This is a genomic window from Flavobacterium sp. RHBU_3 (assembly GCF_046613565.1).
GTDB lineage: Bacteria > Bacteroidota > Bacteroidia > Flavobacteriales > Flavobacteriaceae > Flavobacterium.
Genome location: NZ_JBKJHC010000013.1, coordinates 99,222 through 118,503, shown reverse-complemented (window position 1 = coordinate 118,503; position 19,282 = coordinate 99,222). Strand labels below are relative to the sequence as shown.

At 45.2% G+C, this 19,282-nt stretch carries 7 protein-coding genes; 5 read left to right on the top strand and 2 right to left on the bottom strand.

What is annotated here, in order from left to right; translation table 11 throughout:
- Positions 1–100 precede the first annotated feature (100 nt).
- From ACLI1A_RS16985 to ACLI1A_RS16965, 5 genes are all read left to right on the top strand, one after another.
- Positions 101–7,030 (top strand): T9SS type B sorting domain-containing protein, encoded by a 6,930-nt coding sequence (locus ACLI1A_RS16985; protein ID WP_411409879.1) that lies wholly within the window; start codon positions 101–103, stop codon positions 7,028–7,030.
- Between the two features lie 98 nt (positions 7,031–7,128).
- A complete protein-coding gene (locus ACLI1A_RS16980) occupies positions 7,129–7,806 on the top strand; it encodes a response regulator transcription factor (protein WP_411409878.1) in 678 nt (225 codons plus the stop codon).
- Positions 7,799–9,070 (top strand): sensor histidine kinase, encoded by a 1,272-nt coding sequence (locus ACLI1A_RS16975; RefSeq protein ID WP_411409877.1) that lies wholly within the window; start codon positions 7,799–7,801, stop codon positions 9,068–9,070. Before ACLI1A_RS16980 ends, ACLI1A_RS16975 begins: the two co-directional genes overlap by 8 nt.
- A 57-nt stretch (positions 9,071–9,127) precedes the next feature.
- Entirely contained in the window at positions 9,128–11,539 is a 2,412-nt protein-coding gene (locus ACLI1A_RS16970; RefSeq protein WP_411409876.1) for a TonB-dependent receptor domain-containing protein, read from the top strand.
- 68 nt (positions 11,540–11,607) lie between these two features.
- Positions 11,608–13,566 (top strand): LTA synthase family protein, encoded by a 1,959-nt coding sequence (locus ACLI1A_RS16965; protein WP_411409875.1) that lies wholly within the window; start codon positions 11,608–11,610, stop codon positions 13,564–13,566.
- Positions 13,567–13,721: 155 nt separating this feature from the next.
- Here the strand turns inward: ACLI1A_RS16965 and ACLI1A_RS16960 are convergent, their stop codons facing one another.
- On the bottom strand, positions 13,722–14,858 hold the full coding sequence (locus ACLI1A_RS16960) for an efflux RND transporter periplasmic adaptor subunit (RefSeq protein ID WP_411409874.1): 1,137 nt from the start codon (positions 14,856–14,858) through the stop codon (positions 13,722–13,724).
- A 4-nt stretch (positions 14,859–14,862) separates the two neighbouring features.
- The gene (locus ACLI1A_RS16955) at positions 14,863–19,236 is read right to left on the bottom strand and encodes a CusA/CzcA family heavy metal efflux RND transporter (RefSeq protein WP_411409873.1); all 4,374 of its coding nucleotides are present in this window, start codon (positions 19,234–19,236) and stop codon (positions 14,863–14,865) included.
- Positions 19,237–19,282 lie beyond the last annotated feature (46 nt).

Below are 19,282 nucleotides of genomic sequence, written 5' to 3'. Positions count from 1 at the left end.
TGCAAAACTTAAGGGGCAGGAAAATTTTAGCTTAGTTCTCAGTAGACGGTTCGTTTTTAAGAACCGTCTATTTGTGTTTTTAAAAAAAATATTGTTAAAAGTGAAGAAGTTCATCGTTTTTGGATTTTTCCAGATGTTGGGATTAATGGGGTTTGGTCAGAATCTTCCAAATGATTGTGTGAATGCCATAACGGTTTGTGGCAATGGCACCTTTGTGTCAAATGCTACAGGTATAGGAAACATACAGGAAGTTTCAGGCTGTGGCGGCTCTGAGCACAATTCCCTGTGGCTGCATGTAAACATAGTACAAAGCGGCACGCTGGGTTTTAACCTTATTCCGGATGACCCGGACATTAGTGTAGACTACGATTTTTGGGTATACGCTGCTAATGCACAATGCGGCAGCCTGGGCTCCCCTATCCGTTGCTGTACCACCAACCCCGCTTTGGCAGGGCTTAGCAGCAATGCTACGGGCATGTATGGTAGTACCCTTGTAACACAGTCGGGACCGGGAGCAAACGGTAACGGCTACGTAAGGTGGCTGAATGTTACCGCAGGGCAGTCGTACTATATAGCCATAGACCGCCCTGTAGGCGATGGTGGTTTTAGCCTGCAATGGACAGGTACCGCAACTAATGACGCCGGGGCTTTCCCCGAGCCGCCTTCGGTAAATGAGCTGGGTGAAGTACGTACCTGTAGCAATACGCCAAACATGGGTATATTCAACCTGGATGCACTGCGTCCGCAGATTAATGCCGACACCACAAACAATACCGTTAATTTTTACACTACGCTTCAAAATGCGATAGACAGTGTTTCTCCACTAAACGATATTATTTCAAATACTGAAAACCCGCAGCAAATCTACGCCAAGGTTACCAATAACACTTCCGGGTGCTATAACCTATCCGAGTTTACACTGGCAGTGTACCCACTACCAAATGCTACGGTATCGGCATCACCTTCCCAGCTATGCCCCGGGCAATCGGCCACCGTTACCTTTTCGGGTACGCCAAATGCTGTTGTGTATTACGCTGTAAACAATGGTACAACACAAAGCATTACCCTAAACGGCTCCGGTACCTACTCCCTAAGCCAGGCGCTTACTCAAACCAGTACTTTTGCGCTGCAAAATGCCCACATCGTTACGTCAGACGGTAGTGTGGTGTGCGACCAGGCTTTAAATGGCACAGCTACCGTACAGGTAAGTACGCTGCAACCATTTAGCGTAAATACGCCGGCTGCCATTTGTAGTGGCAATGATGTTACCCTGAACCTTACAGGCGAACCGAATGCCACTGTACAATACTACACCGGATCTAACTCAACTAATACACAAACTATAACCCTGGACAATCAGGGTAACTACACCCTGACGCTTACCGGGCTTACGGCAAGCACTTCGGTAACGTTTACAGACATGACTGCCGCCACAGCGCCAAACTGTGTGGTAGTGTTAGGGCAAAACATTGCCATAACTGTAAATCCGCTGCCTGAGGCAAATACCGCCGCCACTACCTATGCATTGTGCGATGAAGGCGCAGGACAGGCTACATTTATGCTATCTTCTAAAACCGCCGAAATAACTAACAACAATACCGGATATACGGTAGCGTACTACGCATCTCAAAACGATGCCCTGGCTGCCAATGCCAATACCCTGCCCGACAATTACACTACGACAAGCACTACGATTTATGCCCTTGTTACCGATGCTGCTTCGGGCTGTAGTACCATAGTGAGCTTTGGGTTACAGGTATTGCCAAATCCTGTGCTAAGCCCCATCACTGCTTTAGAGGCATGTGAAGAAAACAACAACACCGCCACATTCAATCTTACGGCTTCGGGTCCCGAAAGCGTAAACGGTGCGGCAGGTTATACATTTACGTATTATACGACCCAGGCCACAGCTATTAATGGTTATGCAGAGGGCCAGATAGCAACCCCATCAGCTTATTCTTCCGGCACAGGGGCGGCCTGGGTGCGTGTAATCACAACTGGAAACACCTGCTATGCAGTAGGCGAAATTCCGCTTACGGTACACCCTAACCCGGTGGTAGCGGCTATAACTCCGTACACACTGTGCGACGACCCGCAAACTACAGGTAACGTAACCACCTTTAACCTTACCACAAAAACTACCGAGGCTAATGGTGGCGACGCCTCTTTAACCGTTACTTACTACACCAGCCAGGCCGATGCAAACAGCGGTAATAATGCTATTGCAAATCCGGCATTGTACCAAAACACAACATCGCCACAAACGATTTACGTAAGGGTAGAAAGCGATTTTGGCTGTTATGGTACCGGTTCGTTTGTGCTTACGGTAAACCCGCTTCCGGCAGCCAATACCGCCGTAAGTCCCTACCAGCTTTGCGACAACGGGAATGGACAGGCCTCATTTGACCTTACTACCAAAACAGCTGAAGTGGCTAATAACAATGCTAATTATACGGTAACCTACTATCTGTCTCAAAACGATGCAATAGCCGGAAACACTAATACATTGCCAAACATTTATGAAACAGCAAGCACCACAATATATGCCCGGGTAGCCGACAACACTACCGGATGCTTCACTGTAGTTTCTTTTGCACTACAGGCACTTTCAAGCCCTTCATTAAGCAGCATAACCTCTATAGGAGCCTGCGCTGTAAACGGCAATACCGCTACTTTTAACCTTACCCCGGCAGGCCCCGAAAGCGTGGGCGGTGCCACAGGCTATACATTTACCTACTACGCTACACTAACACAGGCGGTAAATGGTGGTACGGCAGGGCAGATAAACCCTGCTGCGTATACCAGCACTACCGGTTCGGCATGGATAAGAGTGGTTGCCACAGGTACTACTACCGATTGTTATTCGGTGGGGCAAATACCGCTGGTGGTCTATCCTAAACCAGTAATTCCTGCCATAACAAACTATGTACTGTGCGACAACACGGCTCCGGCAGGAAACGGCACAGAAGCATTTAACCTTACTACAAAAAACACTGAAGTTACCACTAACAGCACCGATACCGTAACCTATTATACCAACCAGGCAAATGCAGTGGCAGGAACAGGCGCTATAAGCAATCCTGCTGCCTACCAAAACACTACGCCCTGGAGCCAGACGATATGGGTACGTGTAACCACACAATACGGTTGTTTTGATACCGCAAGCTTTACCCTTATTGTAAATCCGCTACCGCAGGTAAATATGACCAACCCTGTTTTTTATGCCTGCGAAGAAACTCCCGGGCAGGGCTTGTTTAACCTTGATGAAATTACCCCGGTAATATTGGGCGGACAACAATATACCGTAACCTACTACACCAGCCAGGCCGATGCGCTTGCAGGTGCAGCAAACAATATTACGGCTAACCCTTACCTTACGGGTAGTGCGGTTATTTACGCCCGGGCAGTAAATACCACAACAGGCTGTACTGCCATAGCTCCCGTTACACTACAGGTAGAGCCGGCACCTATAGCTCCCCAGCCCGCTCCTTTAGAGGTATGCGATGATAACAACGACAACGTAGCCACCTTTAACCTGCTGCCTTCTATGCAATGGATAGTAAGCCAAATGGGCGGCGGTGTTACTGTTACCGTACACGAATCGTATGAGGATGCCAGTTTCCAGGCGGGAGTTAACCCTATAGCCAATCCGAGTGCTTATACTAATGTAGAAGCGCTTACTTCGGGCGGTATACAAACAGTGTACATAAGGGTATCTTCAGGTAACACAACCTGTTTTGACGTGGTGCCGTTACAGCTTATAGTACATCCAAGGCCTGTAGCTACAGACCCGCTTACCGATTATCAAATGTGCGACAACGGCGCTAACGATACCGATGGCATAGCAATATTCAACCTCGATACCTACCACGATACCGTATTGGGCACCCTGAACCCTGCCCAGTATACCGTAACATACCACCAGGATACAGCTTCGGCGGCACTGGGTACTCCGGCTATAGCAGCCCCTACGGCTTATGCTTCAGCGAGCGGTACTATTTATATAAGGGCTACTAACAACACTACCGGCTGTTATGATGTGGTAGCGCTACACCTTGTGGTAAATCCGCTGCCGGTGGTTAACCAGCCCCTGCCCTACAGCCTTTGTGACACTGACAATCCGGGCGATGAACGCGAGATTTTCGACTTAACAAGTGTTATTCCCGAAATTACAGGCGGTACGTTAGGGCTAACCGTAAGCTATTACCACACCTTTACTGATGCCCAGACGGGTACTAATGGTATAACCAATCCTGCCGCCTACCAGAACCAGGCAACAGTGGAGGCCATTTTTGTTAAGGTGGAAGACAATGAAACCGGCTGCTACCGCATTGTACTACTGGATATAAGGGTGGAGCCGCTTCCGCAGCTTACCCAGCCTACCACAGACGAACTTACGGTATGTGACACCAACGGTTCGGGCTTTGGCAACTTCGACCTGCTTGCCCTTACCGACACCATGATTAACAACGGTGTAAACCTTAACGTAGCCTTCTACTACACCCTTACCGATGCCCAAAATGGCGCAAATGCCATAAGCAATACCGGTAATTACCAAAACATAGTGCCTTACACCCAGGTAATATATGCTGTAGCCACTAATACCCTAACGGGCTGTAAATCGACACCAATGGCTATTACGCTGGTAGTGTCTCCGGCGCCGATTGCACTCCCTGTAGCGCTGGACGACCTTACCGCCTGCGATGACGTTGATAACAACAACCACGACCTTACCTATACCTTTAACCTTACGGTGCAAGATGCGGTTATCTATTCGCAACTGAATGCCCCGGCAGGTACACTTACCATACACTATTTTTCCAGCCAGGCCAATGCCGAAGCAGGTACACCACGCATTGTAGTACCACAGGCTTATGCAGGTACAGACGGAAAAGTGATTTGGGTAAGGATAATGGATGTAGTAAGCGGTTGCTACCAGGTAAGTTCGTTTACCCTGAATGTAAACGAACCACAGGCACTGGCTACCCCAACCATGTTTACTTTGTGTAACGATGCACTTCCTAACGACAATACCGCCGTCTTTAACCTTACGGTGAAAAACGATGAAATACTCACCCCGTTCGGGATAGGAGAAAGCAATATGGTAGAGTATTTTGAGAGTGCGCAGAACATGGCAAATAACCTGCCGATAGCAACTCCAGATTCGTACACTAACATAGCCAATCCGCAAACACTGTATGTGCGCGTAACCACACCCGAAGGTTGTAAAAGCTATACCTTCCTTACCATAAGGGTACTGCCGTTACCAACTCCTGATACAACGCCCGATGCACTGGTGCTTTGTGACGACAGCGACCTCAGCGGAAACGGTATTGAAACCTTTAACCTAACCCTTGCCACAGCAGATATTACAGACGGTGGCGCTAACCTGCAATTAAGCTACTACACTACCCAGGCTGCTGCGTGGGCAGGTGATACCATCGCTTCCGAATATATAGCCGCCCCTACAGCTTACGCTAATACAACACCGTGGTCAGACTCGGTTTGGGTACGGGTAACCATGACAGGCTCAGAACCGGGTGACCCGGTATGCGCACAGGTGGTACAACTGCCGCTAACAGTAAACCCGATTCCGCAGGTACTTAATGCAACAGGGCAAATACCTTTGTATGCTATTTGCAACCTGAACACTACGGGCTACGAAAGCTTTAACCTCATCGGGCATATTACCGACCTGCTTACCGCAGCGGGAGAAACAGCTGTAAATTACACCATAAGGTTCTACCTTAACCAGGCCGCGTACAATGTCGGTACTGCTTTGCCAAACGCTTATACTAACGTTACTGCCGGGCATCAGCAGATTCTTGTGTATGTAAAAAACAATGTAACAGGCTGCTACCTTTTGCAACCACTTGATCTGTATGCAGAAAGGGCTGCTATTGCAAACAATGCCCCTGATATAACAGAATGCGACTACGACGGCAGCAACGATGGCTTCTATACTTTCGATCTTACCGTACAAACGGCGACCATACTGGGAAGCCAAAGTCCTGCGGGTTACAGCGTACATTATTATACCGATGAAGCCGCTGCCTGGGCAGGCGATACCGCTTCAGCGTATTATATAGCTAATCCTTCGGCGTATACCAATGCTTCAAATCCGCAAACTGTATATGCAGTGGTTACTAACCTTAACACCTTTAGCCCATGCCGCGATGTAACCAGCTTCAGCATTAATGTAGAGCTGCTTGCAGAACCGGTTATTGTAAGCCCAGATGGCAGCCATACTATTTGCGTAGATTATAACACAGGTGCTATTATAAGCAACAGCCTTGTGCTTACTGCTACCGATGCTAATATTGATCCAAGCAACTACAACTTTACCTGGTACAGGGATGGTATAGATGTTACGGTAAATCCGTCTGAAAATACCTTTGTAGCTACTGTTCCGGGTCAGTATACTGTAGTGGCTACCAGCAACGGGCAAGGATGCGTATCCAATGCTTCGGCGGTATTTGAGGTAATACAAAGCGGCCCTGCCAGCCCTATGGCTTCGGGAGGGTATGTGGTAAGCAATGCCTTTGGCGATGAACAAACCGTAACGGTATTGGTACAGGGTTATGGCGAATACCAGTACTGCATTGTACCGCAAGGCGAAGCACCGCTGGGCCCATGGCAAAACTCTAATGTATTTACTAATGTAACGGCTGGTTATTTCGATATTTACGTTAGGGATGTGCTTACGCCAAATCCTTGTGAGATGCTACAGATAAGCAATGTAAGTGTTATAGATTACCCTCGCTTCTTTACCCCTAACGGCGATGGCTTTAACGACTACTGGAACATATCAGGCCTTGAAAACATAGACCCTACAGCCCGCATTTTTATATTTGACCGTTACGGCAAGCTGATTAAACAAATCAGCGCTACAGGTGCCTCAGAAAGCGAAGGTTGGGATGGCACATATAACGGACAGGCACTACCCGCAGATGATTACTGGTTTAGGGTAGAATTTACCGAGGGCAATACACAAAGGGTATTTAAAGCCCACTTTGCATTGAAGAGATAATTTTTAAAGCAGCCACTATATAATGGCTGCTTTTTTTTAGAACACTCCTAATTTCCATATTCAGATTTCCTTCAAAATCTATTTGCTAACTTGCGGGTATGAAAGTACTGATTATAGAAGATGAAGCTGCCATAAGCCAAAGTATTAAAGACTACTTCAGGCCAAACGGCGTACAGTGCGAAATTGCATCGACCAAACGAGATGCCATTGATAAGATAGGCCTGTATGAGTACGATTGTATCCTTTTGGATTTAATGCTGCCCGACGGCGATGGTTTTGATATACTGAAAGAAATAAAAAGGCTTAACAAAACCGAAGGCGTTATAGTTATTTCGGCCAAGGAAACCTTGGAAACCCGCATAGAGGGCTTTACGCTGGGAGCCGACGATTATCTTACAAAGCCGTTTCACCTTTCCGAGCTTTTGGTACGCATGCAGGCCATTATACGACGAAAAAACTTTAACGGCAGTAATGTGATTTCTTTTAACGAAATTGAGGTGGATGTACTGGGCAAAAGCGTTAAGGTAAACAACGCAAGGCTGGACATAACCAAAAAAGAGATAGATTTGCTGCTGTATCTTATAGGCAACCAAAACAAAGTACTAAGCAAAAGTGCCATAGCCGAACACCTGAGCGGCGATATGGCCGATATGCTGGACAACCACGATTTTGTGTATGCCCATATAAAAAACCTTAAAAAGAAACTTACCTCAGCCGGTGCCGGCGATTATATAAAAACCGTATACGGCCTGGGGTACAAATGGCAGGATGAATAAAACAAAGCTATTAAATAAAACCACCCGGAGTTTCCTGATTTATGCCGTGCTGATATTACTGGCATCGGCTCCGGCGTTTTATTTTATAAGCCAGTGGCTGTATGTGTATGAAACCGATGAGGTGCTTATTTTTCATAAAGAAGACTTTTTAAGGGAAAACCGGGATAAATTTACTGAAACCGATATCCTGGCTTGGAATAAATACAACCCTGATGTGGAAATAGTACCCGATATGGGGATTACAAAAGATTCTATTATAGGAAAATCGTTGTTTGAGGCTGCATCGCAGGAAATGGAACCCTTCCGGATACTGTATGCCCCTGTAATAATACAGGGGAAAAAATTTACCTATATAGAAAAAAGCAACCTTGTAGAAATGGAAGGCATGGTAGTAAGCATAGCCATGATGTTTTTATGCATTATAGTAATATTACTTGCCGGAATTATATACATATCAAGAGAGTCTGCCGCCAAAATATGGCAGCCTTTTTATGATACCCTGCAAAAAATACAAAACTTTGAGATTGACAAAAACCGCGAACCTAATTTTGCAGTAACCGACATTGCGGAGTTTGATTCCCTGAACAAAAGCATTGAAAAACTTATAGAAAAAAACACCGCCATTTATAAAAGCCAACGCGAGTTTGTAGAAAATGCAGCACACGAACTGCAAACACCCCTGGCACTTTTTCAAACCAAGGTAGACATGCTTGCCCAGTCTGAAAACCTGCCCGATGAAGCTTCGGGCATTATAGACTCGCTTAACAATGATATATCGCGACTGAACCGCCTGAATAAAAACCTGCTACTGCTGTCTAAGATAGACAACGACACCTACCTGCAAAAACAGCCGGTGGATATGAATGCGCTGATAGAAAAGCATATCGACTTTTTTAAAGAACAGGGCGAGCCTAAAAACCTGAAGTTTCAGCTGAATATTAAAGAACAACTGCTTACTAATACAAATCCCGTACTGGCAGAGGTGCTTATAAACAACCTGTATATGAATGCCATACGGCACAATGTACAGGACGGTAAAATTGTTATTGAAACATGTACTAATTCGGTTACCTTTTTCAACACGGGAACAAATACAGCCTTAAATCCCGACAGGTTGTTTAACCGTTTCTCTAAAGAAAATCCTTCCTCAAAAGGAAATGGCCTGGGGCTTGCCATCATAAAAAAAATAGCCGAACTGAATAACTGGGATATCTCCTACCATTTTCAGGACAACCTTCATTATTTTACGGTTACTTTCCTTTAATTCAGATTTATTTCTAAATCAGGCCGCAACTTCGCACCATTATTGAACGAATCGGCCATGAAGAGAAAAATTGCTTACTGCATTACAACACTGTTATTATTATTCTGCTACACAAAGGCAACTGCTCAGGTAAAAACGATAACACTAAGCGGAACTGTAAAAGAAAACACGGGTACTCCCCTGCCTTATGCCAATGCCGTTTTAAAAAAGGTAGACGGCACCACAGCCGCAGACACCATAACAAATGAACAGGGACACTTTTCACTAACAACGTCGCCCGGAAAATATGTGCTAGAAGTTTCGTCACTCGGGTACACTACAACACAAAAAGAGCTGTTTGTGGGTACGCTTTCAGATTACCTGGATGCGGGTACTATACTGCTGCAAACGGATGCAAAACAGCTACAGGAAGTAGTGGTTAATGCACAACAGGATGCTGTAAGCAGTAAAATGGACAAGAAAACATTTACCCTGGCCGATAACATAGCACAAACCGGAGGCTCTGTACTGCAAGCCATGCAAAACCTGCCCGGGGTAACCACCCAGGACGGCAAAGTACTACTGCGCGGAAACGACAAGGTTATGATACTTATAGACGGTAAACAAACCGCACTTACAGGCTTTAACAGCCAGTCGGGGCTGGATAACCTGCCTGCATCGGCTATTGAAAAAATTGAAATAATAAACAACCCGTCGGCTAAATACGACGCTAATGGTAATGCCGGTATTATAAACATCATCCTTAAAAAAAATAAGGAAGAAGGCTTTAACGGTAAAGCGGGGCTTACTACCGGTATGGGAGCTTTGTGGCAACGCAGGGAAAACCTGCCTACCATAAGGCCGCAATACCAAAACACCCCAAAAATAAACCCCTCGTTATCGCTTAACTATCGTAAAGAAAAAATAAACGTTTACTTTCAGGGCGACTACCTGTATACCGAAACCCTTAACAAAAACGAGTTTGTAACACGTACGTATGATGATGGCACTATTATAAACCAGCAAACAAAACGTAACCGTGATACTCAGTTTACAAACCTGAAAGCAGGTATTGACTGGAAATATAACGATAATAACACACTGGCTTTTTCGGCGCTCTTTGGCAGCGAAAAGATTCTTGATCATGGTGATGAGCCTTTTTTTAATGCCGACTATTCGCAGCGCCTGCGCCTGTGGCAGTTCCTGGAAGACGAACTAAAAACCACTGCAATGGCCTCTGCTACCTATCAGCATAAATTTGGCGAGGCAGGCCATGTTTTAAATGCCGGAGCCCACTACACGTTTCACCGCGAAAACGAGAAGTACTTTTTTACGAATACTTTACCCGAATCTTCGGGCACCGATGCCTTTAAGCTTATATCCGATGAAAGCGTGCTGGATATTAACGTAGACTATATAAAACCACTGGCTGCGGGCAGGCTGGAAACAGGCGTTAAATTCCGCAACCGCATTATCCCTACAAACATGCACTTTTACCCGGGTCAAAACTCGGTAATCGATGCCAATGCAGGAGGCAGGGCTACTTACGAGGAAATGATACCCGCTGTGTATGGCAATTATGTATATGAAAACGACCGTATAGAAGCCGAGGCCGGCGTGCGTATGGAATACCTGGACTTAAAATACCAGGTAGACCCAAATCATCCGGTTTACAGTACAAACGGCTACCATTACCTTAATCCGTTTCCGTCTATGAGGTTAGCATACAAGCTGAACGACAACCATAAGCTCTCTATTTTTTATAACCGCAGGGTAGACCGCCCTAATGAGGTAGACATACGTATTTTCCCTAAATACGACGATGCCGAGATTATAAAGGTAGGAAACCCGGGGCTGAGGCCCCAGTTTACCAATACCGTGGAACTGGGCTATAAAGCCAACATAGGAAAAGGTTACCTGTTTGCGTCGGCATACTACAAGCATGTAGAAGGTACCATAAGCCGCATAGCCATTACGGTTCCTGATAATACTAATTTTATTTATAACGTATTTCAAAATACAGGTAACAGCAGCATGACCGGCGCCGAGCTGATGTTTACACAAAAACCGGTATCGTGGTATTCTTATAACCTTAACGCCACCGTGTACCACAATACTATTGATGCCTTTAGCGGTACCATATTGTACCCACAGTCTACCGCCTACAGTGTGGACAAACAGCAGATAACCTCGGGTAACATAAAGTGGAACAACACGTTTACTTTTTCGCCCACACTATCGGGTCAGCTTATGGCAGCCTACCTTGCACCCGACATTATTCCGCAGGGCAAAACCCTGGGCCGATTTTCTACTGATATTGGCCTGAAAAAAACGGTGCAAAAAGGTAAAGGCGAATTTTTCATTAACGCCACAGACCTTTTTAACACCCTTGTAATACGGAAAGAAGTACACGCAAACGGGTTTAGCTACACCAGTAAAGACTACTATGAAACACAGGTAATACGCTTTGGTTACAACTATAAGTTTTAATCGATAGGTGAAAATTCTAATTTAATTCAAAATTGGATTCGAAACTTGCGCTAATAAAATGTAATCTTATGTTTAAGAAATTGCAGTTAGCCGGCAGGTTTTCTGTCCTTGTATATTTTGCAATATGGTTTTTAACACTGTCATTTTTACTGCGTGCAGTATTCTTTATATGGCAGTCTAACGAGGTATCCTGGAATGTTTTACATGTAATACAAACCCTGCTTACGGGACTGTTTTTCGATTTGGGCACACTGTCTTTTGTATGCATTCCTGCCATTGTTTATTACACCCTTATGCCTAATAAGTTTGTAGGCAGCCGTGCAGATAAATTGCTGGTGTGGTTTTTTACCACACTTACCATAATCATTGTAATATTTACGTTTTTTGCCGAAATCACCTTTTGGGACGAGTTTAAAACCCGCTTTAACTTTATTGCGGTAGACTACCTGATTTATACCCACGAGGTAGTAGCAAACATAAACCAGTCGTATCCGCTACCCCTGCTTATAGGCGGTGTGCTGTGCATAAGTGCGGGTATCTTGCTGGTGTTTTATAAAACAGGGGCGTTTACTACTTCCTTTACAAAAAAGGCATCCTTAAAACAACGTTTGTCTGTTTTAGGCGGTACTGTGGCCGTAGCGTTTATCTATGGCTTTTTTGTAAGTAACAGTATGGCCGAATGGAGTACAAACCGTTATAATTCTGAAATATCAAAATCAGGTATTTACTCATTCTTTGCCGCCTTCCGTAACAACCAGATGAAGTATGATGAGTTTTATACCAAAATAGAAAACGACAAGGCTTTTGAAATAATTCGTAAAAAGCTTGCTGAACCAAATTCGGAATATACACATCAAGGCTATTCTATACACCGCACTATAACCGACAGCGTGCCGCCTGCCGAAAAGAAGAACGTGGTATTTATACTGGTGGAAAGCCTTAGCGCCAGTTTTATGACGGAGTTTGGCAATACCGATAAAATTACCCCGTTCCTGGACAGCCTGGCACAAAAGAGTGTTTTCTTTGACAACCTTTACGCCACCGGAAACCGTACCGTAAGGGGCATGGAAGCAGTAACGCTGTGCATACCGCCCACACCGGGGCAAAGTATTGTAAAACGCCCCGATAATGCTAATTTATATACCGTAAACAGCGTATTTAAGGCAAAAGGCTACGATACTAATTTCTTTTATGGGGGTGATGGCTATTTTGACAACATGAATGCCTACTTTGGCGGAAACGGCTTTAATATTTACGACCGAGGCCATGGCAGTGTACTGGGCGACAAAATACAGGCGGTACGTAACCACATTGAAGATAACGAAGTAACCTTTGAAAATGCCTGGGGTATATGCGATGAGGATATCTTTAACAAAATGCTGAGCGTTGCTGACAAGCAGTATGCTACTGGCCAACCCTTCTTTAACTTTGTAATGACTACCTCTAACCACAGGCCGTACAGCTACCCGTCCGGAAAAATAGATATTCCTTCGGGCACAGGCCGAAACGGTGCGGTTAAGTATACTGATTTTGCCCTGAGGGAACTATTTGCGAAAGCCAAAACGAAACCCTGGTATAAAAACACGGTATTTGTAATTATAGCCGACCATTGTGCCAGCAGTGCCGGTAAAGACGAAATTGATGTGGCTAACTACCATATCCCTGCCTTTATAGTAAACCTGCCGGATGCGGAAAACCAAAGGGTGAGTAAACTTTGCTCTCAGATAGATTTATTCCCTACCCTGTTCGGGCTGCTGCACTGGAGTTACGAATCGGATTTCTTCGGTAAAAACGTACTTGAAGACGGATTTGAACAACGCTCGGTAATGGGTACTTACCGCAAGCTTACCCTTATGAAAGAAGACAAGGTAATGATACTTTCAGACCAAAGGAAACAGGCGTTTTACAGCTGGAACAAAAAAGACAACAGCCTGAAAGCGTTGCCTATGCAGCAATCGTTCCTGGAGGAAGCTATAGCCTGGTACCAAACCGCAGATTACCTGTTTACAAAAAAGATGCTTAAATAGTGCATAAACAACATAACATTTAAAACCGTTATTAAAAACAGATAAGGTGCTTTGCCTAATTGATGGGAAAAGCTGGCACTGCCCCTTGAATACTTTTTAATAAAAAACGCCATTAGTTACTAATGGCGTTTTGGTTTTATAACGAATGGGTTTTATTATTCTTCCTCTCCTTCGTTCATGGCTTTCATAAGCAGCGTGTAGGCGTTTTTAACCACAAGCCTGGATGAAGCGGTTACCCCTTCTCCTTCAAACTGCTTAAAACCATCCTGGGATATCCCTGCCTTAACCGGAAGCATGGCATACTTACCGTTGCCTTTATCTTCAAAAACATAGCTCTTGCCCTGCCAGTCTACAATGGCATCAGCGGGTAGTGCCAGTTGTTTTTTGTTTTGCACATGTATATCAGCATTTACAAACAGCCCCGGTATAAATACAGCGTCATAACGGTTTAGCTTAGCAATTACCGTTGCAGCCCTGTCGGCATTAAGACTGTGGTTTATAAAATGAATCTTGGCCGAATATTTCTTGTCCGGGTTGTCATTACTGTACACATCAAGTTGTTGGCCTGTTTTCAGGTACTTAACGTCTTTTTCAAACGCGTTAAAGGTAAGCACCACATCATTCATATCAGTAAGCTCAAAAAGCATTTCGGTAGGCGAAACGTATTTGCCCACATTAACATTCACTGCCGAAACCAGCCCGCTTACCGGCGACGGTATGCTTATGGCCTTGCTTATGTTAGTAGCGTTTAGCCTGCTTACGTTTACCCCTATAAGCTCCAACTTTTGTTTTAACGATGCCGTGGCAATACGCTGGGTTTCGCGTTCGGCGGTAATTTGTTCAAACAGCTTATCGCTACTCGCCTTTTTAGCATTCAGTTCCTTTTGGCGGTTGTATTCCATCTCGGCTACTGCAAGCTGTTCTTTGGCCGTAAGGTAATCCTGTTGCAACTGAATGTACTGCATATCTTCTATTACAGCCAGCACTTGTCCTTTTTGTACGTGCATACCCGGCAGCACATTGGTCTTTTTAATGTACCCACCCAGCGGAAACGTTACGTTAACCAGGCTTTGTGGCGGCACGGTTACTTCGCCCTGTAGCTGTACGGTACCGCTCAGTTCTTTTTCGGTAGGGATGCCTGTTTCTATTCCTGCATTTTTTACCTGTGCTGCCGACAGGCTTATAACATTTGATGCCGTTGCCTCAGGAGCAGCTTCCGTTTGTGTTTCCTCTTTTTTTCCGCAGGCAGCCATAAACACAACAGCCGCTACTAATACTATATATTTTTTCATGATTTTACAGGTTTGTAAGGGTTTGCAGCGCTATTACTGCCTTGTTATAACTGTTTACGGTGTCCAAGTATTCGTTTTTAATGGTTATGGCCTGGTTAACTACCATTACCCATTGCAGGTAATCAATATCACCGTTGCCCAGCTGGTCGTTAGCCGCATTAATTATGGTTTGTGCATTGATATTCCCCTCAGTTTCATAATATGCCAGGCTGGCACGGTATTTAGCCACTTCATTCTGGGCATTGGCAAGCTGTGCCGAAAGTTCTGTTTTTACAGCATACGCTTGTGCTTCATAGTTCTGGTATTCGGCTTTAGCGGCCTTATTCTTTGAAGACTGGCTTCCAAAAAACAACGGTATACTGATACCCGCAGTGATATAACTAAAACGGTGCGAAGTGTCGTAATAAATATCCTGTCCGCTCTCGGTAGTCTGAAAACCGGTTATGCTTACGTTGTTATAGCCAAAAGTTAAATCAGGAAGCATACGGGCGCGTTCTGTTTTCCAGCGCCATTTTGCAGCTTCGGTTTCCTGCTGCCATAGCCTGCTTAAAGGTAATCCCTCGGCAGACTGCGTATCAGACAACGAAGCCGACTGAATCTTTATACTGTCTTCCTGAGGAATGTAATTAATACTATCTTGTAACACGGCATTAAACGAACGCAGGGCTATAGTTACATCCTGTTGCACCATATTAAGCTGGTTTGTGTAGTACTGGCGCGCCGACTGCGACGCTGTTTTCTCCAGCACATTGGTTTCACCTACCTTAAAGCGCAATTGCGATTTTTCTTCCATAAGGCGGTAAATGCTGTCGGCGTATTTAAGGAGTTCTTTTTTTCCGTTTAGCCATTGCAGTTCGTAGTACAGCGTGCGCACACTGGCCTTAATTTCCTGCTGGGTAAGTTGCGTTTGAGCCTTAGAGGCCTCGGCCGATGCCGTAAGCGCTTTCTTTTGGCGGGTATACACCGTAGGGAAATTAATGGTTTGGCTAATGCCAAAGCGCGTATCGTTTATACGGCTGTTAAACTGTCCGTAATCGGCATCAATAACTGTTTTAGGAACATCGTAAGCCGATTTGCTTAAAAAGCCTTTAGACTGTTCGTTATATTGTGCTGCCTTAACACGGTTGTTATGCTTCAGGGCAATATCTATTGATTTCTGCAACGATATTTTTTCGGTCTGCTGCGCGTTTACACCGCTAACAGTCAGTAGCAGCAGTATTACGGTGGCTATACCTGCTATATCCTTCTTTTTCATTTTTTTTGTATTTACGTGGTAGGTCATCAGGTAAATGGCAGGCAGTACAAAAAGCGTAAGCAGTGTAGCCGTAACCAGTCCGCCGATAACTACCGTGGCTAACGGACGCTGTACCTCGGCACCGGCACCGTTACTCAGCGCCATAGGCAAAAAGCCAAGCGATGCCACTGCAGCCGTCATTAATACCGGGCGTAACCTGTTTTTAGTACCGGTTAATATTATCTGCAGCGGGTCTGACACTTCACCTTGTTTTTGTATGCGGTTAAATTCGGAGATAAGTACTATACCGTTTAGTACGGCAACTCCAAAAAGTGCTATAAAGCCTACCCCAGCCGAAATACTAAACGGCATATCGCGCAGGAAGAGCGCAAACACGCCACCAATAGCAGATAGGGGTATGGCGGTAAATATAATAGTACCCTCTTTAAACGACCTGAAAGCAAAATACAGCAATGCGAATATCATAAGCAGCGCCACCGGAACGGCAATACCCAAACGGCTTTTGGCTTGTTGCAGGTTTTCGAAGGCTCCGCCGTAGGTTATGTAATACCCCGGGTCAAACTTAATTTCGGCGCTAACCTTTTTCTGTAATTCAGTTACTATACTTTGTACATCGCGGCCGCGTACGTTAAAGCCTACAATGATCCTGCGCTTGGCATCCTCACGCTGAATTTGGTTCGGGCCTTCTATTTCTTTAACCGAAGCCACCTGATACAAAGGTATCTGCGCCCCGGATGGTGTAGCCACAAGCAAATTACGCACGTCGTCTATACCACGCCTGCCGTTGTTCTCTACCCGCACCACAAGGTCAAAACGTTTTTCACCTTCGTAGATATTTCCGGCAACAGCCCCTGCAAAGGCAGCATTTACCGTGCGGTTTATATCTTGTACATACAGTCCGTACTTAGCCATTTCGGCCCAGTTATAATCGACAACAATTTGAGGCATACCCGTAACCTTTTCTACATAAAGGTCGGCAGTACCCTTAACGGTGCGGCTTATGGCACCCAGCTTTTCAGAATAAGCAGCAAGTTTATCAAGGTCTTCACCATAAATTTTACACACCACATCCTGCTTGGCTCCGGTCATCAGCTCGTTAAAGCGCATTTGTACCGGGTACTGAAAACCGGTACTTACACCCGGTGCTACACTTTGTACCGTTTCGGTCATTTTCTCGGCAAGTTCCGGGAATGATGACGCGCTTGTCCATTCCGATTTGTCTTTCAGTACAATAATCATATCACCACCTTCAATAGGCATTGGGTCAGTAGGAATTTCAGCGCTACCAATACGCGATACCACCTTTTTTACTTCCGGGTATTGTTTTTTAAGTTCCGCCGATATTTTGGTGATCGTTTCAGCAGTTGTAGAAAGATTAGTACCCAGTAGTAGTCGGGTTTCCACAGCAAAGTCGCCCTCTTCCAACTGCGGAATGAACTCCCCTCCCATTTGCATAAACAGATAAACCGCCACGGTAAAAAGCCCCAGGGCTATGGCTACCATACCTTTTCTTATTTTAAGTGCTTTGCTCAGGGCACCTTCATACCATCCTTCTAACTTTACCATAACACGGTCAGACAGGTTAGGCTTGTGGGTTAGTTTCTTGCTCACAAAAAGCGAGCTCACCATAGGCACATACGTAAGCGAAAGGATAAATGCACCCAGTATGGCAAACGCCACAGTTTGTGCCATAGGCTTAAACATTTTCCCTTCAATGCCCGAAAGCGATAATATAGGCAGGTATACGATAAGGATGATGATTTGCCCGAAAACTGCGGCATTCATCATTTGGGATGCTGAACCCGATACTTCCTCGTTCATTTCGTTTTGCGAAAGCCTGCTTATGCCTTTGTATTTTTCGGAGGAATGGAGGTGGTGCAAAATGGCTTCCACAATAATCACGGCACCATCTACAATAAGCCCGAAATCAAGTGCACCCAGGCTCATAAGGTTACCGCTTACACCAAATGTATTCATCATGATTATGGCAAACAGCATGGCCAGTGGTATTACCGAAGCTACGATAAAACCGGCACGAAGGTTACCCAAAAACAGCACCAGCACTATAACCACAATTATGGCTCCTTCGAGCAGGTTGTGCTCTACCGTACCTATGGCGTTGTCTACCATTTTTGTCCTGTCCAGGAACGGCTCTATCTTAATCCCTTCCGGGAGAATTTTCTCAATTTCAGTAATCTTGGCCTTAACGTCTTTAATAACGTTATTGGCATTTTCACCTTTTAGCATCATTACAATACCGCCTACAGCCTCACCCATATCGTCTGTGGTAAGTGCACCGTAACGCAGCGCCGACGATAGTTTTACGTCAGCAACGTTTTTTACCAAAACCGGGGTACCTGCCTGGGTAGTTTTAATAACAATATTTTCTACATCGGCTATGCTTTTAGCAAGTCCCACGCTGCGTATGTACGATACTGTAGGGCCTTTTTCTATATAGGCGCCACCTGTATTCTGGTTGCTGCGGCTCAGGGCGGTAAACACATCGCTTATGGTAAGGTTTTGTGCTTTAAGCCTGGCGGGGTTAACGGCTACCTCATACTGTTTTAGTTTACCGCCAAAGGTAGACACATCGGCTATACCGGGAGTACCCAGCAGTTGCCTGCGCACCGTCCAGTCTTGCAGGGTACGCAGTTCTTCCAGCGAATACTTTTTCTCGTAGCCCGGCTGCGGTTTTAGTATGTATTGGTAAATTTCGCCAAGGCCTGTGGTAACCGGAGCCATTTCAGGCATATTAGCGTTTTCGTTTATTTCTACTTTTTGCAGGCGTTCGGCCACCTGTTGGCGCGCCCAGTACACATCAGTAGCATCATCAAACACTATGGTTACTACTGATAACCCAAAGCGCGATATACTGCGGCTTTCCTTGAGCTGTGGTATGTTACTCACAGCCTGTTCTATAGGAAAGGTAATAAGACGCTCTACGTCTTCAGCGCCAAGGGAGGGCGCTGTGGTTATTATTTGTACCTGGTTGTTAGTAATATCAGGTACGGCATCTATAGGCAAACGGGTAACCTCATACACCCCGTAGATTATCCACAGTAGTGTAAAGATGCCTATAGCCAGTTTGTTTTTAACTGAAAACTGAATTATTTTGTTAAGCATACGTTCTTTTTTGGAATGAAATATAACCATACGGCACACCGTAGCA